The organism is Pseudomonas sp. CC6-YY-74 (genome assembly GCF_002025205.1).
Lineage (GTDB): Bacteria > Pseudomonadota > Gammaproteobacteria > Pseudomonadales > Pseudomonadaceae > Aquipseudomonas > Aquipseudomonas paeninsulae.
The window spans coordinates 4549133-4574476 of record NZ_CP019947.1 but is presented as its reverse complement, the minus strand read 5'-3'; the positions used below and the strand labels follow the sequence as shown (position 1 = coordinate 4574476).

The following is a 25344-nucleotide window of genomic DNA, read 5'->3' as shown; positions in this document are numbered from 1 at the left end:
TCCAGGTCTGGCTCGCCAAGGGATGACACTGACAAAACGCCGCACAAGCAGTAGGCTGAGTCGCTCATCATGCCACCCTGGAGCCGTCCATGCCCCGCGCCATCCGCCCCTTGCTGGCCGCCTTGAGCCTGAGCCTGAGCCTGACACTGCCGCTCGGCTCACCGTTGCAGGCCGCAGAGTCCAGCAGCATGGGCAAGGCCGGCGGCGAGCAGGCCGTAGCTGCTGATCCGCCCGCCGCTGACCTGAGCCGCCCGCCACAGGCCGAACGCAGTGCCGATGCCGCCCGCGCACTGATCCGCCAGCTACCCGACCAGGAACAGCAGTTGCTGCACGCCGGGGATGAGTTCTTCCTGGCCCTGTGGCTACCGGCCAATGCCGCCGAGGCCCATGGCGTAGTGGTGCTGGTCGCGGGCGATGGCGAAAGCGCCGACTGGCCCAAAGTGCTTGGCCCGCTGCGCCGCAAGCTGCCGGATGCCGGCTGGCACAGCCTGACCCTGAGCCTGCCCGATCCGCAGGACGAACTACCACGAGCGCTCGCCAGCAAGGCCGCAAGCGCGGCCACGGCGACCGCTGAGCCGCCGGTCGACGCTAACGCTGACGAGTCGCTGCCTGTCACCGACACCGCGCAACCCGACCCGAGCACCCAGGCTGAGCCGCCCCCGGAAGACGCCATCGAACGTCACGCCCGACGCATCAAGCAGCGCATCGCCGCGGCACTGGAACTGGCCCGCCAGCAGCAGGCCAAACATATCGTCCTGCTCGGCCATGGCAGTGGCGGCTACTGGAGCCTGCGCTATCTCAGCGAAGAGCAACCTGCCGACGTGCGCAGCCTGTTGCTGGTGGACGTCAAGCCGGCAGCCGATGCCAGCCCCGGACTGGACGAACTGCAAGCCAACCTCAAGCTGGCCACTGGCGATTTCTATTACCAGGACCTCCAAGTCGAGCGCAATGCGGCCAGCAAACGCGCCCAGGCCAGCAAACGCCAGGAGCACCCGGCCTATACCCAGGTGGCACTCAAGGCCCTGCCGGGCAACCCCGAGGTCGAACAGGAACAGCTGTACCGCCGCCTGCATGGCTGGCTTACGCTCCAACTGCAGGCGCGTTGAGCAGCCGGTTAACGAAAACCGCGCTGCTGGCGAACCAGTCCGTAGGCCTGGTGCAGTTCACGGGTCTTTTCCGTGGCTTCGCGCAGCCGCTCAGGCGATACACCGCTGCCGGCCAGCTTGTCCGGGTGGTTGCGACTCAACAGCCGCCGGTAGGCGCGTTTGATCTGCGCCGGCTCGCTATCGGCCGTCACCCCGAGCAGACGCAACGCCTGCTGATAGCTACCGCCCGCGCCCGCCACCGAAGCTTGCTTCGGCGCATAGGCCGCGCTCAGCACTTGCTGGGTCGCCATCGACACGCCCAACCACTTGCCCCACAGCAGAATCAACTCACGTTCGGTCTGGCTGACCCGACCGTCCACCCAGGCCATGCGCCAGCACGCCCGCAACAGGGCTTCGGCCTGTGCGCGTTGGCGGCGCAAGGGCGCGCGCAGGCCATCGCGTCCGGTCTTGCCACGCGCGAATGCCGCGACCGCCCGCTGCTGGCCCGCGGCATCCAGGCCCAGGCGCTGTATTTCGGCCCGCGCCTGGAGGATATGCGCCTGCAGCACACGGCCATCGCACTTGGCCAGGCGACCGAGCAGGACAAACAGCAACGCCTCGTCCCCCGGATACGGCTTGCCGCCCATCCGCTCGCGCAATGCCGCCCAGCTGTGCAACCGCAAGCGCCGATCCACGACCTGGCCGAGTAGCCCGCCGAGCAAGGCGCCGGGAATGCTGGCCAGGGCCAGGCCGCCAATGGCACCGAGCAGCGTCGCCGGCCAGAGCACCTCAGTGCCCCGCGGCGAGCAAACGCTCGACTTCAGCCAAGCGTTCATGGGTGCCGACATCGACCCAGCGTCCGGCGAAGCGCTCGCCGCTCAGCAATCCTTCGCCCATGGCGCGGCGCAACAGAGGGGCCAGTTTGAATGCGCCTGGCTGGCAACCGGCAAACAATGCCGGGGCCAGCACGGCGATACCGCTGTAGGTCAAACTCGGCTGATCGGCCTGCGCCTCGCCGACTCGCTCGGCGCACAAGGCAAAATCGCCAGCGCGGTGATGCGCTGGATTATCCACCAGCACCAGATGAGCCAGCCCCGACAAGGGTCGACGCAGCTGGGCAAAGGGTAATCGGTAAAGATGTCGCCATTGACCAGCACGAAGGGCTGATCGCCCAGCAGCGGCAACGCGCGAAAAATTCCGCCGCCGGTTTCCAGCGGTTCGCCTTCGGCCGAATAGACGATGCTCAGGCCAAACTGCGCACCATCGCCGAGGTAGTCTTCGATCTGCTGACCGAGCCAGGCGTGGTTGATCACCAGTTCACGGAAACCCGCGGCGGCCAGAGCGCGCACGTGGTACTCGATCAAGGGTACGCCAGCGGCCTGCACCAGCGGCTTGGGCGTATGCAGGGTCAAGGGCCGCAGGCGTTCGCCCTTGCCGGCCGCCAGGATCATCGCCTTCATGCCGGCACCGCCGGGGCCTGCGGCAGACTGGCGAACAGCTCCGCCAGCTCGGCCAACTCCGGACGGCGCGCCAGCACGGCCTCTATATAGGCGAAGAAACGCGGTACATCGCCCAGGTACCGGGGCTTGCCATCACGGTGACAAATCCGCGCGAAGATGCCGATCACCTTGAGATGCCGCTGCACGCCCATCAGGTCGCTGGCGCGGAGAAACTCGTCCAGCTCGGCCTGCACCGCAATCCCCGCCGCCCTGGCCTGCTGCCAGTAACCCTCGAGCCAGTCGCGCACCCGCGCCTCGGGCCAGCTGAGAAAGGCATCCTTGAACAGGCAGGTGACGTCATAGGTCACCGGGCCGTAGACCGCATCCTGAAAATCCAGTACCCCCGGGTTCGGCGTACTGAACATCAGGTTGCGCGGCATGTAATCGCGGTGTACCAGGACCTTGGGCTGGGCCAGGGCACTGTCGATCAGCAGCGCGCAGATACGCTGCCAGGCGGCCTGTTGCGCCTCGTTCAGCTCGACGCCCAGATGACGCTGCACATACCACTCGGGAAATAGCTGCAGCTCGCGGCGCAGCAAGGCATCGTCATAACTGGGCAGCGGCGCATCCATCGGCAGGCGCTGAAAGGCCAGCAAGGCCTGCAATGCATCGTCGAACAGTTGATCGGCGTTCTGGCTATCGATCACCTCCAGGTAGGTCTGCCGCCCCAGATCGCTGAGCAGGAGAAATCCGCGTTCCAGGTCTTGGGCGAGGACCTGCGGCACATTGACCCCAGACTCGGCCAGCCGCTCGGCGACCTTGACGAAGGGCCGGCAATCCTCCTGAGGGGGCGGCGCATCCATCAGGATCAGGCTGCGGCCATCGCCCTGCCAGCGGAAATATCGGCGGAAACTGGCGTCACTGCTGGCGGGCGTCAGCGTGCCAAGCGGCACCTCACCCCAACCGCGGGCGGCGAACAAGACCGGCAGTTGCTGATCGAGCCAATAATTGAGGAGCTGCAGACGTATATCTTCATCAGGCATTACAAGGGTCTCCGACGGCGCTAGCCGTTGCGCGGGTCATGCTTTATTATCCAGCATCTTTTTCAGCCCATCGAGAGGCGTGCGGCCCCTGGGCCTAATGCGCGCAGGAAGCCCGGAAAATAAGATGGCAGTAAAATACCCTAGGTTCCGCAAAAAATTCCCTCTTCTGGTAACTGGCGGCCTGTTGGCCTTGCAGCCACTGACCAGCCAATTCGCTGTCGCTGCCGAGCAGTATGACTGCCAGGCATCCGCTACCGGAGGCTGGGCATGCGCCCCGAAAACCAGTAGCGCTGCCGTGCCTGAGCGGCCCGCGCAGCAAATTTCGCCAACGGCCACGGCCCAGCGCCAGGATAGTTCTGACGCAAGTCGAGCCTCCGCCGCCACCCTGGTCACCGAGAGCGGCGGCAAAGCCCTGGCTTCGCGCAGCGCCGACTACAGTCACCTCGACTGGGTGCCCCGCGAGAACCTGAACGAAGCGCAACTGGCGGAAGTCGGCCCCTACTGTGCGGGCGGCTATGTCGAGCCGAGCCGGCCAGGGATGCACGACCAGACGCCAATGAGTGAAGCGCCACTGTTCATTTCCGCCAAAGCCTCGCGCTATGAGCAGGAACAACAGACTGCCACCCTGGCCGGCGATGTCGTGCTGCGCCAGGCTGGCATGCAGGTCGAGGCCGACGAAGCCAACCTGTATCAAGCCGAGAACCGCGGCGAGCTGATTGGCAACGTGCGCCTGCGCGACCAGGGCATTCTGGTTGTCGGTGATCGCGCCGAACTGCAACTCGACAACGGCGAAGCCAAGGTCGATAACGCCGAGTATGTGCTGCACAAAAGCCATGTACGCGGCAGCGCACTCTACGCCAAGCGTGAAGAAAGCGCGGTTATCCGCCTGAAAGACGGCACCTACACCACCTGTGAACCAGGCAGCAACACCTGGCACCTGAAGGGCAACAACGTCACCCTGAACCCGGCCACCGGTTTCGGCACGGCGACCAACGTGACCCTGCGGGTGAAGGATTTCCCGGTTTTCTACACCCCCTACATCTATTTCCCGATCGACGACCGTCGTCAGTCCGGCTTCCTGCCGCCGAGCATCAGCAGCTCCAGCGATAATGGCATGACGCTGCAAACGCCCTACTACTTCAACCTGGCGCCGAACTACGACGCCACGCTCTACCCGACCTACATGAGCGATCGTGGCCTGCTCATGGAAGGCGAAGGTCGCTACCTGACCAAGAGCAGCGAAGGCCAGTTCGGCGCGGCTTACCTCAACGACAGCAATGACGACCGCAAACTGCAGTCGGACTACGAAGATCAGCGCTGGCTCTACAGCTGGCAGCACAAGGGCGGCCTCAACTCGCGCTTGCTGGCCGAAGTCGACTACACCGACATCAGCGATCCTTATTATTTCCAGGACCTGGACACCGATCTCGGCATTGACTCCACCAGCTTCGTCAACCAGCGCGGCACCCTGACCTATCGTGGCGGCAGCTATACCGCGCGGTTGAATGCGCACGCCTATGAACTGGCCAATATCACCGATATCACGCCGTACAACCGCTTGCCGCAGATCACCCTGGATGGCGCCCTGCCGTTTCACCCGGGCGGCCTGGACTTTAGCTACGGCAGCGAACTGGTGCGCTTCGACCGCGATCTGCGTAGCGGCAGCTTCATCAACGAACAGGGGGTCGCCGAACAGCCGTGGTACGACGCTAACCTACGTGGCCTGGCCCGCGCCAACGGCACTCGCCTGCACCTCGAGCCAGCCGTCAGCTTGCCATTGGATTGGAGCTGGGGCTTCATCAAGCCGCAGGTCAAACTCCTACAGACCAACTATGACCTGAGCCTCGATCAGCAAGGCAAGAGCACTCTGCTGGCAGAAGAGCAGTTCAACGCCAGCCAAAGCCGCAACCTAGCCATGTACAGCGTCGACAGCGGCCTGTACTTCGATCGCAACACCGAGTGGTTCGGCAAGTCCTTCCGCCAGACCCTGGAGCCACGGCTGTTCTACCTCTATGTTCCCGAGGAAGACCAGACCGACATTCCGGTGTTTGACACCGGCGAGAGCACCTTCAGTTATTCGTCGCTGTTCCGCGAAAACCGTTTCTCCGGCAAGGACCGTATCGGCGACGAGAACAAACTGTCGCTGGGCGTCACCAACCGCTGGATCGAGAGCAACGGTTTCGAGCGTCAACGCTTCAGCATCGGCCAGGCCTTCTACTTCGAAGACCGCAAGGTGCAGATGCCGGGCATCGACTACCAAACTCGCCAAGACTCCCAGGCCTCGCAGTCGCCCTATGCCCTGGAATACCTGTACCGCTTCAACCGCGACTGGCGCTTCTCGTCAGACTTCAACTGGGACCCGGACACCCACCGCACCCGTTCGGGTAGCGCGATGTTCCACTACCAGCCAGAAGACAACCCGAACAAGGTGGTCAATGCCGGCTACCGCTACCGCAACGACACCATACGGTTTGACCAGACCAGCGGTAACTGGGTGGTTGGTGGCGGCGACTTCGGCACCCCAGGCAGCGCCAACTTCATCAAGGACTACTACAAAGTCAGCCAGCATGACTTCTCGGTAATCTGGCCAATCGTCCCGCAATGGAGCGCAATCTCCCGCTGGCAGTACGATTACAGCCGTGATCGCACCCTCGAAGCCTTCGCCGGCTTCGAGTACGACAGCTGCTGCTGGAAGCTGCGCCTGATCAATCGCTACTGGATCGACTATGACGAAGTCAGCCTGAACCCAGCGCTGAATGATGAGCCGGATCGCGGCATCTTCCTGCAAATCGTCCTCAAGGGCCTGGGCGGTGTGACAGGCAACAAGGTTGAGACTTTCCTCGATCAAGGCATTCAAGGTTATCGTGAACGTGAAGATCAAGCTTTCTGATTGCGTGCGCCCGCTGCTGTTGGGCGCACTGTTTCTGGGTGCCGCGGCGCAAGCCGAGGTACAACCCCTCAACCGTGTCGTGGCCATTGTCGACAATGACGTGGTCATGCACAGTCAGCTGGACGCGCGGGTGCGCGAGGTGCAGCAAACCATCGCCAAGCGCGGTGCGTCACTGCCGCCCGAGGATGTCCTCAGTCAACAGGTACTCGAGCGCCTGATCATCGAGAACATTCAGCTGCAGATTGGCGATCGCTCCGGCATTCGCATCACCGATGAAGAACTCAACCAGGCCCTGGCCAGCATTGCCCAGCGCAATAACATGAGTCTCGAGCAGTTCCGCGCCGCCCTCGTGCAGGACGGTCTGTCCTATGCCGACGCCCGCGACCAGGTGCGCCGCGAAATGGTCATCAGCCGCGTGCGGCAACGCCGAGTGGCCGAGCGCATTCAGGTCACCGACCAGGAAGTGCAGAACTTCCTCGCGTCCGACCTCGGCAAAATGCAGCTGTCGGAAGAGTTCCGCCTGGCCAACATCCTCATCCCACTGCCCGACGGTTCGTCCCCGCAAGCCATTCAGACGGCCGAGCGCCAGGTAAAGGAACTGCACCAGCAACTGCGCGAAGGCGCCGACTTCGCCCAGATGGCAGTGACCCACTCGGCCAGCGAGACGGCCCTTGAAGGCGGCGAGATGGGCTGGCGCAAAGCGGCGCAAATGCCACCGCCATTTGACGCAATGATTGGCGCGATGTCGGTCGGTGACGTCACCGAGCCCATGCGCACGCCCGGCGGTTTCATCATGCTCAAACTGCTGGAAAAACGTGGCGGCGGCACCCAGGTGCTCGAAGAAGTCAACGTTCGGCACATTCTCATCAAGCCCAGCGAGATTCGCAGCGAAGCAGAAACCAAACGCCTGGTCGAACGCCTGCATGAGCGCCTCCTGGCCGGCGAAGACTTCAGTGAACTGGCGAAGAGCTTCTCGGAAGACCCAGGTTCGGCACTCAACGGCGGCAGTCTCGACTGGATTGACCCCAGCGCGCTGGTGCCCGAGTTCCGCGACGTGATGAGCAACACCGCCAGCGGCGAACTGTCCAAACCGTTCAAGAGCCCTTACGGCTGGCATGTCTTGCAGGTTGTAGGCCGCCGCGCCAGCGATGGCAGCGCGCAGTTCCGCGAGCAACAGGCATTGACTGTGCTGCGCAACCGCAAGTACGACGAAGAACTGCAAGCCTGGTTGCGGCAGATCCGCGACGAGGCTTACGTCGAAATCAAGCTGTAGGCAAGACGAACCAGATCAAAGCCCGGTGCCTGCTTCTCGCAGCGCCGGGCTTTTTTCGTTCCGCAGCAAGCTGCGGCGTAACATAGCGCCCATGCCCGCCGCGATGCCCACCCCACTGGCACAACCGAGAGCCGGCCCATGACTGCACCACATCTCTTTGCACTGACTCCTGGCGAACCGGCGGGCATAGGCCCCGACCTGTGCCTGTTGCTCGCTCGTCAGGCACAACCCCAGGCACTGGTCGCCATCGCCAGCCGCGACCTGCTCGCCGAGCGCGCCAACTGCCTGAACCTGGATATTCAGCTGATTGCGGTCGGCCCCGGTAACTGGCCGACCGCACCCGCACCGGCTGGCAGCCTGTTTGTCTGGGACACTGCGCTGACAGAAAGCGTACTGCCTGGCCAACTGAACCCGGCCAATGCCGCCTATGTGCTGGAAACTCTGACTCGCGCCGGCCAGGGCTGTGTCGATGGGATTTCGCCGGCATGATCACCGCACCCGTGCATAAGGGTGTGATCAACCAGGCCGGTATTCCCTTCTCCGGACACACCGAATTTCTCGCCGAACTGACTCACACCGAACAGGTGGTGATGATGCTTGCCACCCACGGTCTGCGCGTGGCCCTGGTGACCACCCACCTGCCGCTCAAGGATGTCGCCGCCGCCATCACCGCCGAGCGCCTGGCCCGAGTCGCACGCATCCTCGACCATGACCTGCGCACTAAATTCGGCATTCCCCGGCCACGCATTCTGGTCTGCGGCCTCAACCCGCACGCCGGCGAGGGCGGCCACCTTGGCCGCGAAGAAATCGAGATCATCGAACCGACCCTCGAGCTACTGCGCGGCGAAGGCATTGACCTGGTCGGCCCGCTGCCGGCCGACACCCTGTTCACGCCCAAACACCTCGACCATTGCGATTCAGTCCTGGCGATGTACCACGACCAGGGCCTGCCGGTACTCAAATTCAAGGGCTTCGGCGCCGCGGTCAATATCACCCTGGGCCTGCCGATCATCCGCACCTCGGTCGACCACGGCACGGCACTGGATCTGGCCGGCAGCGGCAGGATCGACAGTGGCAGCCTGCAGGTCGCCCTGGAAACCGCCTATCAGATGGCGGCCAGCCAGGACTGACCGCGGCAAGCCAATCAGGATGCCGACTGCGCCCGCAACTGGTAAGCTGCGCCCCTTTGCCTTGCTGCTTTGGGCGCTTGCTTGACGCTTGCAGCTTGAGGCTTGGAGCTGCTCCATGTCTGAACATCCGCAACATCGCGCGCGCAAGCGCTTCGGCCAGAACTTCCTGCACGATGCCGGAGTCATCCACCGCATCCTGCGCGCCATTCATGCTCGTGAAGGCGAACGCATGCTGGAAATCGGTCCGGGCCAGGGCGCCCTCACCGAAGGCCTGCTCGACAGCGGTGCACAACTTGACGTGATTGAACTGGATCGCGATCTGATCCCGATCCTCAATGCCAAGTTTGCCGCAGAGCCGCGCTTCCAGTTGCATCAGGGCGACGCCCTGAAGTTCGATTTCAGCAGCCTCAACCCCGCGCCCCATAGCCTGCGCGTGGTCGGCAACCTGCCTTACAACATCTCCACCCCGCTGATCTTCCACCTGCTGAACAACGCCGCACTGATCCGCGACATGCACTTCATGCTGCAGAAGGAAGTGGTCGAGCGTCTGGCGGCAGGCCCGGGTGGCAAGGACTGGGGCCGGCTGTCGATCATGGTGCAGTACCACTGCCGGGTGGAGCATCTGTTCAATGTCGGCCCCGGCGCGTTCAATCCGCCGCCCAAGGTCGACTCGGCGATCGTCCGTCTGGTGCCACATGAAGTGCTGCCCCATCCGGCCAAGGACCACCGCCTGCTCGAGAACGTCGTGCGCGAGGCCTTCAACCAGCGCCGCAAGACCCTGCGCAACACGCTCAAGGCCCTGTTGAGCGCAGAGGAAATCGAGGCGGCCGGAGTAGACGGCAGCCTGCGTCCCGAGCAGTTGGACCTGGCGGCCTTCGTGCGCCTGGCCGATCGCTTGGCCGAGCAACCCAGCGCCGCTTGAGCCAGCTAAACTGGCTCTTCGCAACGACTGCGGAGGATGCTCGAGACGAGCTTACAAGGTGTGAATGAGCCTTTCGAGACCCTGAGTCCCGGCCCATTTGCAACGCAGCATTATCCAGCGCAGCAGCTATCAAGCAGGTTTTGTACATGTCAGATTCTCGTTACCAAGTCGACGTCAAGGTCGTTACCCGCTACTTGCCGGAACAATCGCAGCCGGAGCAGAACCGCTTCGCCTTCGCCTATAACGTGACCATCGCCAATCAGGGTCAGTTGCCGGCCACACTGCTGTCGCGCCACTGGGTCATCACCGATGGCGACGGCGGCGTACAGGAGGTGCGTGGCGCCGGCGTGGTCGGCCAACAACCGCTGATCGCGGTCGGCGAGAGCCACACCTACAGCAGCGGCACCGTCATGGCCACCCGCGTCGGCACCATGCAGGGCAGTTACCAGATGCTCGCCGAAGACGGCAAGCAGTTCGACGCCCTTATCGCACCGTTCCGCCTGGCAGTTCCAGGCTCGCTGCACTGATGGCGACCTATGCCGTCGGCGACCTGCAAGGTTGCCTGAAACCGCTGCAATGCCTGCTGCAGCGGGTCGCATTCGATCCCGCTAAAGATCGTCTATGGCTGGTCGGCGACTTGGTCAACCGCGGCCCGGAATCGCTCGCCACCCTGCGTTTTATCTATCAGATGCGTGATGCGCTGACCTGCGTGCTGGGCAACCATGACCTGCACCTGCTGGCCGTCGCGTCCAATATCGAACGGCTGAAGAAGAGCGACACCCTGCAGGAAATTCTCGACGCACCCGATCGCGCCGATCTGCTCGACTGGCTGCGCCGCCAGAAGCTGCTGCATTATGACGCCGAGCGCGACACCGTCCTGGTGCATGCCGGCATCCCGCCGCAGTGGTCGCTGCAGAAAGCCCTCAGGCGCGCAGCCGAGGTTGAGGAAGCCCTGCTCGACGACGCGCGTTTTCCACTGTTCCTCGATGGCATGTACGGCAACGAGCCGGCCAAGTGGGACAAGGATCTGCATGGCGTGACCCGCCTGCGAGTGATCGCCAATTACTTCACGCGCATGCGCTTCTGCACGGCCGATGGCACCCTGGACCTGAAAAGCAAGGAAGGCGCCGGCAGCGCGCCGCCCGGTTATGCGCCCTGGTTCAGCCACAAACAGCGCAAGACCCGCGGACAGAAGATCATCTTCGGCCACTGGGCCGCACTCGAAGGTCGCTGCGAGGAACCCGGCCTGTTCGCCCTGGACACCGGTTGCGTCTGGGGTGGCGCCATGACCCTATTGAACATCGACAGCGGCGAACGCCACCGCTGTGACTGCAGTGAGGTGCCCGTATGAGCGAGTTCACACGTATCCCCCCGTCTGAGGCCCAGCTTCTGCGCCAGCAAGGCGCCGTAGTGGTCGACATCCGCGATCCGCAGAGCTTTGCCGCCGGCCATATCAAAGGCGCGCAGCACCTGGACAATCATTCGCTGCATGATTTTATCGCCAGGGCCGATCTCGACCTGCCGCTGATCGTCTCCTGCTACCACGGCAACTCCAGCCAGAGTGCCGCCGCTTACCTGGCAGGCCAGGGCTTCTCGGCAGTGTTCAGCCTGGATGGCGGCTTCGAATTGTGGCGGGCGACCTTCCCGGACGAAATTGCGCAAACGCCAGACGAATAAAAATTTATTCGCCCCTCAAGGCCACGCCAGCACTGGACTACCGCCCGTTCCTAACGAGCAGTAATATCCTGTTATCGTTCGTTGCCACTTGATCTTACCGATTCCGAACTATCCTTTAGCTCAGGCCATCCAAAATCAAGGTAGAGCCGGCCAGCCGGCATCCGGGCCATCGGTAAGATCTTTAGGCGTTCTGGGGGACTCTTCTCGGCTGATGCATCAGCCGATCGCCAGCACCCGCACGACCGATGCCACGGCGGCTCTAAGCATCGAGCGAGGTGAAGTTATGAGCATATTCAGCCACTTCCAGCAACGTTTCGAGGCGACCCGGCAGGAGGAGTACTCCCTGCAGGAATACCTCGAACTGTGCAAACAGGATCGCAGCGCCTACGCCACGGCAGCAGAGCGTCTACTGCTGGCGATTGGCGAGCCTGAGTTGCTCGATACCTCAAGCAACTCGCGGCTGTCGCGGATCTTCTCCAACAAGGTGATCCGCCGTTACCCGACCTTCGCCGACTTCCATGGCATGGAAGAATGCATCGACCAGATCGTTTCCTACTTCCGCCATGCGGCTCAGGGCCTGGAAGAGAAGAAGCAGATCCTCTACCTGCTCGGCCCGGTTGGCGGCGGCAAGTCGTCGCTGGCGGAAAAGCTCAAGCACCTGATGGAAAAGGTGCCCTTCTATGCGATCAAGGGCTCACCGGTGTTCGAATCACCACTCGGACTGTTCAACGTTGATGAGGACGGCGCCATCCTCGAGGAGGAATACGGCATTCCGCAGCGCTACCTGAACAGCATCATGTCGCCCTGGGCAACCAAGCGCCTGACCGAGTTCGGTGGCGACATCAGCCAGTTCCGCGTGGTCAAGCTGTACCCTTCGATCCTCAATCAGATCGCCATCGCCAAGACCGAGCCGGGCGACGAGAACAACCAGGACATCTCCGCCCTGGTCGGCAAGGTGGATATCCGCAAGCTCGAGGAGTTCCCGCAGAACGACGCCGACGCCTACAGCTATTCCGGCGCTCTGTGCCGGGCCAACCAAGGCCTGATGGAATTCGTCGAGATGTTCAAGGCGCCGATCAAGGTGCTGCACCCACTGCTCACCGCCACCCAGGAAGGCAACTACAACAGCACCGAGGGGCTGGGGTCGATCCCCTACAGCGGCATCCTGCTGGCCCACTCCAACGAGTCGGAATGGCACAACTTCCGCAACAACAAGAACAACGAGGCGTTCATCGACCGCATCTACATCGTCAAGGTGCCCTACTGCCTGCGCGTCATCGACGAAATCAAGATCTACGACAAATTGCTGTTCAACAGCTCCCTGGCCAAGGCCCACTGCGCACCGGACACCCTGAAGATGCTCGCCCAGTTCTCGGTGCTGAGCCGCCTGAAAGAGCCGGAGAACTCGAATATCTACTCGAAGATGCGCGTCTATGACGGCGAGAACCTCAAGGACACCGACCCCAAGGCCAAGTCGATCCAGGAGTACCGCGACACTGCCGGGGTCGACGAGGGCATGAACGGCCTGTCGACCCGCTTCGCCTTCAAGATCCTGTCCAAGGTGTTCAACTTCGACCCCCACGAGATCGCCGCCAACCCGGTGCACCTGCTCTATGTGCTGGAGCAGCAGATCGAACAGGAGCAGTTCCCCGCCGAAACCCGCGAGCGCTACCTGCGCTTTATCAAGGAGTATCTGGCACCGCGCTATATCGAATTCATCGGCAAAGAAATCCAGACCGCCTACCTCGAGTCTTACAGCGAATACGGGCAGAACATCTTCGACCGTTACGTGCTGTACGCCGACTTCTGGATTCAGGACCAGGAATACCGCGATCCAGAAACCGGCGAGATCCTCAACCGCGTCGCGCTCAACGAGGAACTGGAGAAAATCGAGAAACCGGCTGGCATTAGCAATCCGAAGGATTTCCGCAACGAGATCGTCAACTTCGTCTTGCGCGCCCGGGCCAACAACAACGGCAAGAACCCGACCTGGCTCAGCTACGAAAAGCTGCGCGTAGTGATCGAAAAGAAAATGTTCTCCAATACCGAGGACCTGCTACCCGTCATCAGCTTCAATGCCAAAGCGAGCAAGGAGGATCAACAGAAACACAACGACTTCGTCACTCGCATGGTCGAGCGCGGCTACACCGACAAGCAGGTACGCCTGCTGTCCGAGTGGTATCTGCGGGTTCGTAAATCGCAGTAAGGCAGCCATAAGCAGCACGCTTCGAGCTGCCAACCAAAGCGACCGCGGGCGGGGTCGCACTTGCAGCTTGTGGCGTGTCGCTTGCAGCTCCTCGGAGGGCCCTATGAGCCAAGTGATCGACCGACGTCTGAACGGCAAGAACAAGAGCACGGTTAACCGTCAGCGGTTCTTGCGGCGTTACCGTGACCACATCAAGAAAGCCGTCGAAGAGGCGGTGAGCCGTCGCTCCATTACCGACATGGAGCATGGCGAACAGATCAGCATTCCCGGTCGCGATATCGACGAGCCGATGTTTCATCATGGCCGCGGCGGCAAGCAGACCGTCGTGCATCCAGGCAACAAGGAATTCATCGCTGGCGAACACATCCCCCGTCCGCCTGGCGGCGGTGGCGGCCGAGGAGCGGGCAAGGCCAGCAATACCGGCGAAGGCATGGATGAATTTGTCTTCCAGATCACCCAGGAAGAGTTTCTCGATTTCATGTTCGAGGACCTCGAACTGCCCAACCTGGTGAAACGCCACCTGAGCGGTAGCGACACCTTCAAGACCGTGCGCGCGGGCATCAGCAACGAAGGCAATCCATCGCGGATCAACATAGTGCGCACCCTGCGCTCGGCCCATGCCAGGCGCATTGCGCTATCCGGCAGCAGCCGCGCCAAACTGAAAGAGGCACAGATCGAACTGGAGCGCCTGAAGCGCGAAGAGCCGGACAACTTCGGCGACATTCAGGATCTTGAAGCAGAAATCGGCAAAATCCAGGCCCGGATAAAACGCGTGCCTTTCCTCGACACCTTCGACCTCAAATACAACCTGCTGGTCAAGCAGCCCAATCCCAGCTCGAAAGCTGTGATGTTCTGCCTGATGGACGTCTCCGGCTCGATGACCCAGGCCACCAAGGACATCGCCAAACGCTTCTTCATCCTGCTGTACCTGTTTCTCAAGCGTAACTACGACAAGATCGACGTGGTGTTCATCCGCCACCACACCAGCGCCAAAGAGGTAGACGAGGAAGAGTTTTTCTACTCCCGCGAAACCGGCGGCACCATCGTCTCCAGTGCGCTCAAACTGATGCAGGAGGTCATGGCCGAGCGTTACCCGACCAACGAGTGGAATATCTATGGCGCCCAGGCGTCGGATGGCGATAACTGGAACGACGATTCACCGATCTGCCGGGATATATTGATCAAGCAGATCATGCCGTTCGTGCAGTACTTCACCTACGTCGAGATCACCCCGCGTGAGCACCAAGCGCTGTGGTTCGAGTACGAGCAGGTCAGCGAAGCCTTTGACGACACCTTTGCTCAGCAGCAACTGGTGTCGGCAGGCGATATCTACCCAGTGTTCCGCGAACTGTTCCAGCGGAGGCTTGTGACATGACAGCGCATGACAGCAGCGTACACATGAAGAAACGCCAACCGATCTCCACCAGCTCGGAGTGGACCTTCGAGCTGGTGCGCGCCTACGACCGCGAAATCAGTCGGATTGCCGAACGCTATGCGCTGGACACCTACCCCAACCAGATCGAAGTAATCACTGCCGAACAGATGATGGACGCCTACGCCTCGGTGGGCATGCCGCTGGGTTATCACCACTGGTCATATGGCAAACATTTCCTTAGCACCGAGAAGAATTACAAACGCGGACAAATGGGTCTGGCCTACGAGATCGTGATCAACTCCGACCCTTGCATCGCCTACCTGATGGAAGAGAACACCATGTGCATGCAGGCACTGGTGATTGCCCACGCCTGCTATGGCCACAACAGTTTCTTCAAGGGCAACTACCTGTTCCGCACCTGGACCGACGCCAGCTCGATCGTCGACTACCTGGTCTTCGCCAAGCAGTACATCATGCAGTGCGAGGAACGCCATGGCATCGATGCGGTGGAAGACCTGCTCGACTCCTGCCATGCCCTGATGAATTACGGAGTTGACCGCTACAAGCGTCCCTACCCGATTTCCGCCGAGGAGGAGCGGCGCCGGCAGAAGGAGCGCGAAGAGCATCTGCAGAAACAGATCAACGACCTCTGGCGCACCATTCCCAAGGGCAGCGGCAAGCGCGATGAGCAAGACAACAAGCGCTTCCCCTCGGAGCCCCAGGAAAATATCCTGTACTTCCTGGAGAAACATGCGCCCCTGCTCGAGCCCTGGCAGCGTGAAGTGATCCGCATCGTGCGCAAGATCGCCCAGTATTTCTATCCGCAGCGCCAGACCCAGGTGATGAACGAAGGCTGGGCTTGTTTCTGGCATTACACCCTGATGAACGATCTGTATGACGAGGGCCTGGTCACCGACGGCTTCATGATCGAGTTCCTCCAGTCGCACACCAGCGTGATTTACCAGCCGCCCTTCGACAGCCCCCACTACAGCGGCATCAACCCCTACACCCTCGGCTTCGCCATGTACCGCGACATCCGCCGGATCTGCGAAGAGCCCACCGAAGAAGACAAGCACTGGTTCCCCGATATCGCCGGCAGCGACTGGCTGACGACCCTAAAATTCGCCATGAGCAGCTTCAAGGATGAGAGTTTCATCCTGCAATACCTGTCGCCCAAGGTGATTCGCGACCTCAAGCTGTTCAGCATTCTCGATGACGACCAGAAAGATGAATTGCTGGTCCCGGCCATCCATGACGAACCGGGTTACCAAAACATCCGCGAAACCCTGGCCGCCCAGTACAACCTGGGCAATCGCGAGCCCAACATCCAGATATGGAGCATTGACCGCCGCGGCGACCGCTCACTGAGCCTGCGTCACCAGCAGCACGACCGCAAACCCCTGGGCAACTCCACCGACGAAGTGCTCAAGCACCTGCATCGCCTGTGGGGCTTCGACATTCACCTGGAGACCCTGCAAGGCGACAAATTGATCAACACCCAGCACGTGCCGCCCAAGGGTGACAGCGATCACGACAGCGACTACCCCCGGCTTGACCTGATCATTCCGCCAATTTGATCGACGACTTCGACCCGGTCCCTTCCGGGTCGTCTGCCCGAGCACCATCCAGCACCATCGCCCTACCAGATTTTGCGGAGTGAAACCCCGCGCGAGGTGCTTATCCTGCAACTTCCTGGCCGCCCGCCCGTGCCAGCCGTTATCCTCTGCACTCAGCGGAGGAATAGCTATGCAGATCTACAAAGTCGGCGGTGCAGTGCGTGAGCGCCTGCTCGGCCGCGAAGTCACCGAGGTCGACTGGGTGGTGGTCGGCGCCAGCGCCGAACAGATGCTGGAACAGGGCTATCGCCCGGTGGGGGCAGACTTCCCGGTGTTCCTGCATCCGCAAACCGGCGAGGAGTACGCCCTGGCACGCACCGAGCGCAAGAGCGGGCGCGGCTATGGCGGCTTCACCTTCTACGCCAGCCCGGACGTCACCCTGGAAGAAGACCTGATCCGCCGCGACCTCACCGTCAACGCCATCGCCGAGGACGCGCAGGGCCGCTTGATCGATCCCTACGGCGGCCAGCGCGACCTCGCAGCCAAGCTGCTACGGCATGTCTCCCCAGCCTTTGCCGAAGATCCGCTGCGCGTCCTGCGAGTCGCCCGCTTCGCCGCGCGCTATGCGCCACTGGGTTTTCGCGTGGCCCCCGAGACCCTGGCGCTGATGCAGCAGCTGAGCGACTCCGGCGAACTTTCGGCGCTGACAGCCGAACGCAGCTGGAAGGAAATCTCCCGCGCCCTGCTCGAGCCTCGCCCCGATGTATTTATCCGGGTACTGCGTGACTGCGGCGCACTCAAGGCGCTGCTACCGGAAGTCGACGCCCTGTTCGGCGTGCCACAACCGCCCGCTCATCACCCGGAAATCGATACCGGCCTGCATGTACTCAGCGTGTTGCGCCAGTGCGCCGAATACCAGCAGCCGCTGACGGTGCGCTGGGCCTGCCTGCTACACGATGTCGGCAAAGGCCTGACGGCGAAGGCCGACTGGCCCCGGCATATCGCCCACGAACGGCGCGGACTGAAGCTGATCCGTGCGATCAACCAGCGCAGCAAGGCGCCGAAAGACTGTCAGGAACTGGCCCTGCTGGTCGGTGAGTACCACACGCACGGCCACCGTGCCCTCGAGCTGAAAGCCTCGACCCTGCTGGAGCTACTGCAGCACTTCGATGTGTTTCGCCGCCCGCAGCGCTTCGAGGCGTTCATCGCGGCCTGCGAAATGGATGCCCGGGGCCGGGACGGCCTGGAGCAACGCGACTATCCGCAGGCCGACTACCTGCGCGGGGCCATGCAGGCGGCTCGCACCGTGGCGGTACAGCCGCTGCTGGAGCAGGGCTTGCAAGGTCCCGAACTGGGCGAGGCGCTGGGTCTTGAGCGCCTCAAGGCGCTCAAGACCTACAAGGCACAGCCATAAGCCAACCCCTGCGGCCTAACGTCGACGGCGCGCGCCGCGCGGTCTAGGCGGGCGCTGGGAAGGTTTGGCGCAGCTCGACTGGAGTCAGCTCGGCCCCGCGCCACTGGAATGCCACAGGATGGAGCTGCTGCTCGATCTGCGCCGCCTGCCACAGCGCGGCAAAACTGCGCTGTTCCGCCGGGTGCAGGCTATCCGGCACCAGTAGCGCCAACGGCCAGAGTACAAAGGCGTTTTTCAGGATTTCCGCGCGCGGCAGCACCAGTCCGTCGAAATTACCGACTTGATCGCCATACAGCAGCACATCGATATCCAGCGGCAGGCCCTTGCGCTCGGGCGCATAACGACCGTTGTCCGCCTCGATGAATTTCAGCCGGCGATCCAGCTCACCCAACGGCAGCTCGCTATAGCCGGCCACCACCAGGTTGAAGAAGGGTCCACTCTTGATGCCCACCGCCTGGCTTTCGAACACCGGCGAACAGCGCATGTCGCGCAGCATAGCGGCCAGCGCATCGAGCCCGGCGTGCAAATGCGCCTCACGCTCGATATTGCTGCCCAGACCAAGCACAACCGGAGTTAGCGACATCCGCGCTCGATCTCCACGCCAACACCGCCAATCGCTGCCGGCACTGCACCGGGCTTGGTCAACCTGAGGCGCAACCAGGGAATCTGGAACTCGCTCAGCAACACCTCGGCCAGCCGCTCGGCAAAGGTTTCCACCAGAATGAACTGCGCTTCGCTGGCGAAGGCCTGGACACGCGCCGACACCGCCGCGTAGTCGAGCGCCTTGCTCAGGTCATCACCAGCCGCTGCCGGACGGTTGTCCCAACCCAGGCACAGATCCAGACGCAAGCACTGGCGAATAGTCCGTTCCCAGTCGTAGGCGCCGATTACCGTATCGACTTCCAGGCCCTCAATAAAAACTGTGTCCAAGCACGCTCTCCACAACTCGAAAAACCACAACACGCCAAAGCCGCACCATATCGCTGGCTGACCGAGGAACAACTACTGTGCACGACTATACGGCGTTGAAATCAGGTTTAAATGCTCATTTGCGACTCGTACGCCACGCTTTTGTCTTGTCGGGCTAGCCGTCCACGCCATCGAGGTAGCGTACTCGAGCCATCGCCGGCGCTCGCTACCTTTTTCAACCGCCTGCTAGAATCCAGCCATTCCTTCACCATGGAATGGCTACCATGTTTTGGTTACTGGCGATCCTCGCCTACCTGCTCGGCTCGCTGTCCTTCGCCATTCTACTCAGCCGCAAGGCGGGTGGGCCGGATCCGCGTGCCAATGGCTCCGGCAACCCCGGCGCCACCAATATGCTGCGGGTCGCCGGCAAACGCCTGGCCACCTTGACCCTGCTCGGCGACCTGCTCAAAGGCTTGCTCCCGGTCCTGACCGGCGCCCTGCTTGGCTTGAGCCTGCAACAGCAAGCCTGGCTGGGCCTCGCCGCCGTGATCGGCCATCTTTACCCGCTGTACTTTCGCTTCCAAGGCGGCAAAGGCGTCGCCACGGCCACCGGCATGCTGCTGGGGCTGTACCCGCCGGCTGCACTGCTGGCCATCTGCGCCTGGCTACTGAGTTTCAACCTGACCCGCACCAGCTCATTGGCCGCGCTGATCGCCATCCCGCTGAGCCTGCCATTATTGGCCTGGCAACAACCCGAAGGACTGCTGCCGATGAGCGCAGTGACCGGCCTGATCATCTGGCGACACCGTAGCAATCTACGTGATCTGTTCGACGGCCGAGAACGGCATTTCTAGCTAGCCGCCGCAAGACCAGCGGCAGACCGGCTGGAGCTTGCGCCATGCCGTTCGCCGCTAGAGCGCCGGCAACGCCTCCATCGGCCAACGCGCCTGCACCTTGATGTTCAGCTCCTCATGCTGCCCGGCCTTGAGGCGCTGGCAACCGGCATAGGCGATCATCGCACCGTTGTCGGTGCAGAACGCCGGACGGGCGTAGAACACCTGCCCTTTGAACTCGGTCAGCATTTTTTCCAACCCCAGACGCAGCGCCTTGTTCGCGCTGACGCCGCCAGCGATCACCAGGGAGCTGAGCCCGGTCTGCTTGAGCGCCCGGCGGCACTTGATGGTCAGGGTATCGACCACCGCCTGCTGGAACGCCAGGGCGACGTCACAGCGGGTCTGCTCGCCGTCATCGCCGGCAGCGCGGCACTGCTGCCAGGTATTCAGGGTAAAGGTCTTCAAGCCACTGAAACTGAAATCCAATCCCGGCCGGTCGGTCATCGGCCGCGGGAAGGTAAACCGCCCCGGTGTGCCCTGCTCGGCCAGTCGCGCGATTTCCGGTCCGCCCGGATATTGCAGGCCCATCATCTTGGCGGTCTTGTCGAAGGCTTCGCCGGCGGCATCGTCGAGGGACTCGCCGAGCAGCTGATAACGACCGATGCCATCGACCCTCACCAACTGGGTATGACCACCGGAGACCAACAAAGCGACGAACGGAAAAGCTGGTGGGTTTTCTTCCAGCATCGGCGCCAGCAAGTGGCCCTCCATATGGTGCACGCCAAGCGCAGGAATGCCCCAGGCGAAGGCCAGCGCCTGGGCGCAGGAAGCGCCCACCAACAGCGCCCCAACCAAGCCCGGGCCTGCGGTATAGGCAACGGCCTCGATATCGCTCGGTGTGCACTCGGCCTCGGCCAATACCTCGCGGATCAACGGCAGCATGCGCTTGACGTGATCGCGCGAGGCCAGCTCGGGCACCACCCCTCCGTAGATGCGGTGCTGCTCGATCTGACTGAACAAGGCATCGGCCAGCAGGCCACGCTCGCTGTGATAGAGTGCGACACCTGTCTCATCGCATGAAGTTTCCAATCCCAGTACCAGCATGGGCAACGCCTTGATATGGAGAGGCTGAACGCCAGAAGGCGCGCATGATAATCGGCGCTGGCGGACTCAGACCAGTCCTTTTCGATCAGAGGCTTTGCATTCCTGGCGATGAGGCGGTAACATCCGCAACCCTTAAAAACGTACGTTCTCCAGCGCCATTTGCCAGGAGTACGACACCCCCCGGTAATAAAGAAGGTACGCCCTGGATGCCAGCCGTCAAACTTAAAGAGAACGAACCCTTCGACGTAGCTCTGCGTCGTTTCAAGCGCTCTTGCGAAAAAGCCGGTGTTCTGGCCGAAATTCGCAGCCGTGAATTTTATGAAAAACCGACTTCCGAGCGCAAGCGCAAAGCAGCAGCCGCTGTTAAGCGTCACGCCAAGAAAGTACAGCGCGAACAGCGCCGCAGCGTTCGCCTGTACTAATACGTACAAGCGCAACGCCTGAATGCCCGGCCTCGGCCGGGCTTCGCTTTTGGACTCCGCACCACCCACGGGTGGCGCGGGGTCTTTTAGTTTCCGCAATATTGTCCAGCCGCCTCGCACGGCAGTATCCTGAGCAACTATGGCCGGCCTGATCCCCCAGTCTTTTATCGATGACCTGCTCAACCGCACCGATATCGTCGACGTGGTCGCCTCGCGCATCCAGCTGAAAAAGGCCGGCAAGAACTACACCGCCTGCTGCCCCTTTCATAAAGAAAAAACCCCCTCATTCAGCGTCAGCCCGGACAAACAGTTTTATTACTGCTTCGGCTGCGGCGCGGGCGGCAACGCCCTGGGCTTCATCATGGACCACGACCAACTGGACTTCCCCCAGGCGGTCGAGGATATGGCCAAGCGCGCCGGCATGGACGTGCCGCGCGAAGAAAACGGACGCGACAGCAAACCGCGCCAACCCACCGACTCACCGCTATACCCACTGCTGACCGCCGCAGCCGAGTACTACCGCCAAGCCCTGAAGAGCCATCCACAGCGCAAGGCCGCCGTGGAGTACCTCAAGGGTCGCGGCCTGTCCGGCGAGATCGCCCGCGATTTCGGCCTGGGCTTCGCCCCACCAGGCTGGGACAACCTGTTCAAGCACCTGGCCAGTGACGGCCTGCAGCAGAAGGCCATGATCGATGCCGGCCTGCTGGTTGAAAACGCCGACAACCCGGAAAAAGTTAAGCGCTACGACCGCTTCCGCGACCGCGTGATCTTCCCCATCCGCGACAGCCGCGGCCGGGTGATCGCCTTCGGCGGCCGGGTACTCGGCGACGACAAACCCAAGTATCTGAACTCCCCGGAAACCCCGGTATTCCACAAGGGCCAGGAACTCTACGGCCTGTTCGAGGCACGCAAAAGCAACCGCGACCTCGACGAAATCATGGTCGTCGAAGGCTACATGGACGTCATCGCCCTGGCCCAGCAAGGCCTGCGCAACGCCGTCGCCACCCTCGGCACCGCCACCAGCGAAGAACACCTCAAGCGCCTGTTCCGCGTCGTGCCCAGTGTACTGTTCTGCTTCGACGGCGATGCCGCCGGACGCAATGCCGCCTGGCGCGCCCTGGAAGCGACCCTGCCGAGCCTGCAGGATGGCCGACGCGCACGCTTCCTGTTTCTGCCGGACGGCGAAGACCCGGACACCCTGGTGCGCAGCGAAGGCACCGACGCCTTCCGCGCCCGCATCAACCAGCAGGCGCAACCGCTGGCCGACTACTTCTTCCAGCAACTCAGCGAAGAGGCCGACCCGCGCTCACTCGAAGGCAAAGCCCATCTGGTGACCCTGGCCGCCCCGCTGATCGACAAAATTCCCGGCAACAACCTGCGCACCCTAATGCGCCAGCGCCTGACCGAAATCACCGGACTCAGCGGTGAAACCCTGAGCCAGATGGCACCAACCGGCAAAAGCAGCGCCCAATCGCACACCAGTCATGCGACGCCCGGCGACTACTATCCGGAGCATGGCGAAATCCCCGATAGCGCCTACTATGATGTCGCCCCCAGCCACAATGAATACGAAAACCCCAACCCAACGGCGGGCTTCGAGCACAGCAAGGGCAAGAGCAACTGGAAGAAAGAAGGCGGAAAGTGGAGTAAAAAGGGTCGCGACGACGCCACGCCACGCGCACCACGCACAGCCGTAAGCGTCGAATCGCCGCACCTGAGCGCTTTACGCACACTGCTGCATCACCCGGAACTGGCGCAGAACGTCGAAGACGTCAGCCACTTCGCCGCCGAAGATGACACCTACGCACAATTGCTGGTTGCCCTGCTCGGCGCCCTGCAAAAGAACCCGAAACTGCGCGCACTGCAACTGATCGCGCGCTGGCACGGTACCGATCAGGGCCGCCTATTGCGGGCCCTGGCGGAAAAGGAGTGGCTGATTTCGGCCGACAACCTTGAACAACAGTTTTTCGACACTATAACTAGTCTTGTAGCCCGCCAACGCGAGCGCAGCCTGGAACATTTGATCAACAAAGCCCGTCAAAGTGAGTTGAGTGCAGAGGAAAAAAACCAGCTGCGCAACCTGCTGAGCCGTAATGCATCACCGGTAATCCCGAGCCCAACTGGCGCATAGGGGTCTTATTCGGGTATAATCCGCGGCTTGTTTTTAGCCCGCCAAGACCTTCAGTGGATAGGGTGTTATGTCCGGAAAAACGCAACAACAGTCCCGTATCAAAGAGTTGATCACCCTGGGTCGTGAGCAGAAGTATCTGACTTACGCAGAGGTCAACGACCACCTGCCGGAAGATATTTCAGATCCGGAGCAGGTGGAAGACATCATTCGCATGATCAACGACATGGGGATCCCTGTACACGAGAGTGCTCCGGATGCGGACGCCCTTATGTTGGCCGACTCCGATACCGACGAGGCCGCCGCTGAAGAAGCTGCTGCCGCGCTGGCAGCGGTGGAGACCGATATTGGCCGTACCACCGACCCGGTGCGCATGTACATGCGTGAAATGGGCACCGTGGAACTGCTGACACGTGAAGGCGAAATCGAAATCGCCAAGCGTATCGAAGAAGGTATCCGAGAAGTCATGGGTGCTATTGCCCACTTCCCGAACACCGTCGACAGCATCCTCGCCGAATACACTCGCGTTACCACCGACGGTGGCCGCCTGGTCGAAGTCTTCAACGGCTATATCGACCCGGATGACGGCACTGTTCCTGTTGCAGCCCCTGCCGCGCCTGTACCGGTCAAAGACGGCACTGCCGCCGACGCCGGTGACGACAAGGAAGAGGCAGAGGACGACACCGAAGAGGAAGAAGAAGGCGACGGCGGCCCGGATCCGGAAGAGGCCCTGCGCCGCTTCACCGCGATCTCCGAGCAACTTGAGATCGCCAAGAAGACGCTGAAGAAGCATGGTCGCGGCAGCAAGCAAGGCATTGCCGAGCTGAAAGCCCTGGCTCAGCTGTTCATGCCGATCAAGCTGGTGCCCAAGCAGTATGAAGCACTGGTGGTTCGTGTGCGTGGTGCCTTGGAGCGCCTGCGCGCTCAAGAACGCGCCATCATGCAACTCTGCGTACGTGATGCACGCATGCCCCGCGCTGACTTCCTGCGCCTGTTCCCAGGCAATGAAATTGATGCAACCTGGTCCGAGCAACTGGCCAAGGGCAAAGCAAAGTACGCCGAGGCCATCGGCGGCCTGCAAGTCGACATCCAGCGCTGCCAGCAAAAGCTGGTTGCCCTGCAAGCCGAGTGCGACCTGACTCTGGCCGAGATCAAGGACATCAACCGGCGCATGTCGATCGGCGAAGCCAAGGCTCGTCGCGCGAAGAAAGAGATGGTTGAGGCGAACTTGCGCCTGGTGATCTCGATTGCCAAGAAGTACACCAACCGCGGCCTGCAATTCCTCGATCTGATCCAGGAAGGCAACATCGGCTTGATGAAAGCGGTGGACAAGTTCGAATACCGTCGCGGCTACAAGTTCTCGACCTATGCCACTTGGTGGATCCGTCAGGCGATCACTCGCTCGATTGCCGACCAGGCCCGCACCATCCGTATTCCGGTGCACATGATCGAGACGATCAACAAGCTCAACCGTATCTCGCGGCAAATGCTGCAGGAAATGGGTCGCGAACCGACCCCGGAAGAGCTGGGTGAGCGCATGGAAATGCCTGAGGACAAAATCCGCAAGGTATTGAAGATCGCCAAAGAGCCGATCTCCATGGAAACCCCGATCGGCGACGACGAAGACTCGCACCTGGGTGATTTCATTGAGGATTCCGGAACTCAGTCGCCGATCGACGTGGCGACCGTGGAAAGCCTCAAGGAAGCTACCCGCGAAGTACTCTCCGGCCTCACCGCACGTGAAGCCAAGGTATTGCGCATGCGCTTCGGCATCGACATGAATACCGACCACACCCTCGAGGAGGTTGGTAAACAGTTCGACGTAACGCGTGAGCGGATTCGTCAGATCGAGGCCAAGGCGCTGCGCAAGTTGCGCCACCCGACGCGAAGCGAGCATCTGCGCTCCTTCCTCGACGAGTAATCCAAAACCCCCGGCCC

General features: G+C 61.9%; 20 protein-coding genes and 2 pseudogenes. 16 read left to right on the top strand and 6 right to left on the bottom strand.

Annotated elements, in window-relative coordinates; all coding sequences use genetic code 11:
• The first annotated feature begins 89 nt into the window (after window positions 1-89).
• Complete coding sequence (locus B2D37_RS20735) at window positions 90-1106, top strand: alpha/beta hydrolase family protein (RefSeq protein ID WP_079204478.1); 1017 nt, start codon at window positions 90-92, stop codon at window positions 1104-1106.
• An 8-nt stretch (window positions 1107-1114) separates the two neighbouring features.
• Here B2D37_RS20735 and B2D37_RS20730 read toward each other — a convergent pair whose 3' ends face one another.
• The 3 genes and pseudogenes from B2D37_RS20730 to B2D37_RS20720 all read right to left on the bottom strand — a co-directional run bounded on the left by B2D37_RS20730 (window position 1115) and on the right by B2D37_RS20720 (window position 3567).
• Window positions 1115-1873 (bottom strand): TerB family tellurite resistance protein, encoded by a 759-nt coding sequence (locus tag B2D37_RS20730; protein ID WP_079204477.1) that lies wholly within the window; start codon window positions 1871-1873, stop codon window positions 1115-1117.
• A 1-nt stretch (window position 1874) separates the two neighbouring features.
• Window positions 1875-2545: pseudogene (gene murU, locus B2D37_RS20725) on the bottom strand (N-acetylmuramate alpha-1-phosphate uridylyltransferase MurU).
• Window positions 2542-3567, bottom strand: coding sequence for an aminoglycoside phosphotransferase family protein (locus B2D37_RS20720; protein WP_079204476.1), 1026 nt, complete (start codon window positions 3565-3567; stop codon window positions 2542-2544). Before B2D37_RS20720 ends, murU begins: the two are co-directional and overlap by 4 nt.
• Window positions 3568-3691: 124 nt before the next feature.
• Between B2D37_RS20720 and B2D37_RS20715 the strand changes: the two genes are divergently transcribed.
• The 11 genes and pseudogenes from B2D37_RS20715 to B2D37_RS20665 all read left to right on the top strand — a co-directional run bounded on the left by B2D37_RS20715 (window position 3692) and on the right by B2D37_RS20665 (window position 18010).
• Window positions 3692-6457 carry an LPS-assembly protein LptD gene (locus B2D37_RS20715; protein ID WP_079204475.1) on the top strand — a complete coding sequence of 922 codons (2766 nt, stop codon included), beginning with the start codon at window positions 3692-3694 and terminating at the stop codon, window positions 6455-6457.
• A complete protein-coding gene (locus tag B2D37_RS20710; RefSeq protein WP_079204474.1) occupies window positions 6432-7730 on the top strand; it encodes a peptidylprolyl isomerase in 1299 nt (432 codons plus the stop codon). Before B2D37_RS20715 ends, B2D37_RS20710 begins: the two co-directional genes overlap by 26 nt.
• A 138-nt stretch (window positions 7731-7868) precedes the next feature.
• Window positions 7869-8860: pseudogene (pdxA, locus tag B2D37_RS20705) on the top strand (4-hydroxythreonine-4-phosphate dehydrogenase PdxA).
• A gap of 115 nt (window positions 8861-8975) precedes the next feature.
• A complete protein-coding gene (rsmA, locus tag B2D37_RS20700) occupies window positions 8976-9782 on the top strand; it encodes a 16S rRNA (adenine(1518)-N(6)/adenine(1519)-N(6))-dimethyltransferase RsmA (RefSeq protein ID WP_079204473.1) in 807 nt (268 codons plus the stop codon).
• A gap of 146 nt (window positions 9783-9928) precedes the next feature.
• Entirely contained in the window at window positions 9929-10309 is a 381-nt protein-coding gene (apaG, locus tag B2D37_RS20695) for a Co2+/Mg2+ efflux protein ApaG (protein WP_079204472.1), read from the top strand.
• A complete protein-coding gene (locus B2D37_RS20690; protein ID WP_079204471.1) occupies window positions 10309-11133 on the top strand; it encodes a symmetrical bis(5'-nucleosyl)-tetraphosphatase in 825 nt (274 codons plus the stop codon). The genes apaG and B2D37_RS20690 overlap by 1 nt, the downstream gene beginning before the upstream one ends.
• Window positions 11130-11459: a thiosulfate sulfurtransferase GlpE gene (glpE, locus tag B2D37_RS20685; protein ID WP_079204470.1), complete on the top strand. Its 330-nt coding sequence runs from the start codon at window positions 11130-11132 to the stop codon at window positions 11457-11459. The genes B2D37_RS20690 and glpE overlap by 4 nt, the downstream gene beginning before the upstream one ends.
• Window positions 11460-11742: 283 nt before the next feature.
• Entirely contained in the window at window positions 11743-13665 is a 1923-nt protein-coding gene (locus tag B2D37_RS20680) for a PrkA family serine protein kinase (RefSeq protein ID WP_079205059.1), read from the top strand.
• Window positions 13666-13768: 103 nt separating this feature from the next.
• Window positions 13769-15040, top strand: coding sequence for a YeaH/YhbH family protein (locus B2D37_RS20675; protein WP_079204469.1), 1272 nt, complete (start codon window positions 13769-13771; stop codon window positions 15038-15040).
• Window positions 15041-15063: 23 nt separating this feature from the next.
• Window positions 15064-16617, top strand: a complete 1554-nt coding sequence (locus B2D37_RS20670; RefSeq protein WP_177345295.1) for a SpoVR family protein — start codon at window positions 15064-15066, stop codon at window positions 16615-16617.
• A 169-nt stretch (window positions 16618-16786) separates the two neighbouring features.
• Window positions 16787-18010: a multifunctional CCA addition/repair protein gene (locus tag B2D37_RS20665; RefSeq protein ID WP_079204467.1), complete on the top strand. Its 1224-nt coding sequence runs from the start codon at window positions 16787-16789 to the stop codon at window positions 18008-18010.
• Window positions 18011-18053: 43 nt separating this feature from the next.
• Here the strand turns inward: B2D37_RS20665 and folK are convergent, their stop codons facing one another.
• On the bottom strand, window positions 18054-18593 hold the full coding sequence (gene folK / locus B2D37_RS20660; RefSeq protein ID WP_079204466.1) for a 2-amino-4-hydroxy-6-hydroxymethyldihydropteridine diphosphokinase: 540 nt from the start codon (window positions 18591-18593) through the stop codon (window positions 18054-18056).
• On the bottom strand, window positions 18584-18940 hold the full coding sequence (folB, locus tag B2D37_RS20655; RefSeq protein WP_079204465.1) for a dihydroneopterin aldolase: 357 nt from the start codon (window positions 18938-18940) through the stop codon (window positions 18584-18586). Before folB ends, folK begins: the two co-directional genes overlap by 10 nt.
• A gap of 263 nt (window positions 18941-19203) precedes the next feature.
• Between folB and plsY the strand changes: the two genes are divergently transcribed.
• Window positions 19204-19773, top strand: coding sequence for a glycerol-3-phosphate 1-O-acyltransferase PlsY (plsY, locus tag B2D37_RS20650; protein ID WP_079204464.1), 570 nt, complete (start codon window positions 19204-19206; stop codon window positions 19771-19773).
• Between the two features lie 57 nt (window positions 19774-19830).
• Here plsY and tsaD read toward each other — a convergent pair whose 3' ends face one another.
• Window positions 19831-20856, bottom strand: a complete 1026-nt coding sequence (gene tsaD / locus B2D37_RS20645) for a tRNA (adenosine(37)-N6)-threonylcarbamoyltransferase complex transferase subunit TsaD (protein WP_079204463.1) — start codon at window positions 20854-20856, stop codon at window positions 19831-19833.
• A gap of 206 nt (window positions 20857-21062) precedes the next feature.
• Between tsaD and rpsU the strand changes: the two genes are divergently transcribed.
• The 3 genes from rpsU (at window position 21063) to rpoD (ending at window position 25327) form a co-directional block, all read left to right on the top strand.
• Window positions 21063-21278, top strand: a complete 216-nt coding sequence (gene rpsU / locus B2D37_RS20640; RefSeq protein WP_079204462.1) for a 30S ribosomal protein S21 — start codon at window positions 21063-21065, stop codon at window positions 21276-21278.
• Window positions 21279-21417: 139 nt separating this feature from the next.
• On the top strand, window positions 21418-23409 hold the full coding sequence (gene dnaG / locus B2D37_RS20635; protein WP_079204461.1) for a DNA primase: 1992 nt from the start codon (window positions 21418-21420) through the stop codon (window positions 23407-23409).
• A 67-nt stretch (window positions 23410-23476) separates the two neighbouring features.
• A complete protein-coding gene (gene rpoD / locus B2D37_RS20630; RefSeq protein WP_079204460.1) occupies window positions 23477-25327 on the top strand; it encodes an RNA polymerase sigma factor RpoD in 1851 nt (616 codons plus the stop codon).
• The last annotated feature ends 17 nt before the right edge of the window (window positions 25328-25344 follow it).

Excerpts from the sequence above, each read along its gene's own strand:
- B2D37_RS20665 (WP_079204467.1), top strand. The coding sequence starts at position 16,787 with ATGCAGATCTACAAAGTCGGCGGTGCAGTGCGTGAGCGCCTGCTCGGC.
- plsY (WP_079204464.1), top strand. The coding sequence starts at position 19,204 with ATGTTTTGGTTACTGGCGATCCTCGCCTACCTGCTCGGCTCGCTGTCC.
- rsmA (WP_079204473.1), top strand. The coding sequence starts at position 8,976 with ATGTCTGAACATCCGCAACATCGCGCGCGCAAGCGCTTCGGCCAGAAC.
- dnaG (WP_079204461.1), top strand. The coding sequence starts at position 21,418 with ATGGCCGGCCTGATCCCCCAGTCTTTTATCGATGACCTGCTCAACCGC.
- tsaD (WP_079204463.1), bottom strand. The coding sequence starts at position 20,856 with ATGCTGGTACTGGGATTGGAAACTTCATGCGATGAGACAGGTGTCGCA.
- B2D37_RS20680 (WP_079205059.1), top strand. The coding sequence starts at position 11,743 with ATGAGCATATTCAGCCACTTCCAGCAACGTTTCGAGGCGACCCGGCAG.
- apaG (WP_079204472.1), top strand. The coding sequence starts at position 9,929 with ATGTCAGATTCTCGTTACCAAGTCGACGTCAAGGTCGTTACCCGCTAC.
- B2D37_RS20715 (WP_079204475.1), top strand. The coding sequence starts at position 3,692 with ATGGCAGTAAAATACCCTAGGTTCCGCAAAAAATTCCCTCTTCTGGTA.
- B2D37_RS20675 (WP_079204469.1), top strand. The coding sequence starts at position 13,769 with ATGAGCCAAGTGATCGACCGACGTCTGAACGGCAAGAACAAGAGCACG.
- B2D37_RS20735 (WP_079204478.1), top strand. The coding sequence starts at position 90 with ATGCCCCGCGCCATCCGCCCCTTGCTGGCCGCCTTGAGCCTGAGCCTG.
- B2D37_RS20670 (WP_177345295.1), top strand. The coding sequence starts at position 15,064 with ATGAAGAAACGCCAACCGATCTCCACCAGCTCGGAGTGGACCTTCGAG.
- glpE (WP_079204470.1), top strand. The coding sequence starts at position 11,130 with ATGAGCGAGTTCACACGTATCCCCCCGTCTGAGGCCCAGCTTCTGCGC.
- folK (WP_079204466.1), bottom strand. The coding sequence starts at position 18,593 with ATGTCGCTAACTCCGGTTGTGCTTGGTCTGGGCAGCAATATCGAGCGT.
- B2D37_RS20690 (WP_079204471.1), top strand. The coding sequence starts at position 10,309 with ATGGCGACCTATGCCGTCGGCGACCTGCAAGGTTGCCTGAAACCGCTG.
- B2D37_RS20720 (WP_079204476.1), bottom strand. The coding sequence starts at position 3,567 with ATGCCTGATGAAGATATACGTCTGCAGCTCCTCAATTATTGGCTCGAT.
- rpsU (WP_079204462.1), top strand. The coding sequence starts at position 21,063 with ATGCCAGCCGTCAAACTTAAAGAGAACGAACCCTTCGACGTAGCTCTG.
- rpoD (WP_079204460.1), top strand. The coding sequence starts at position 23,477 with ATGTCCGGAAAAACGCAACAACAGTCCCGTATCAAAGAGTTGATCACC.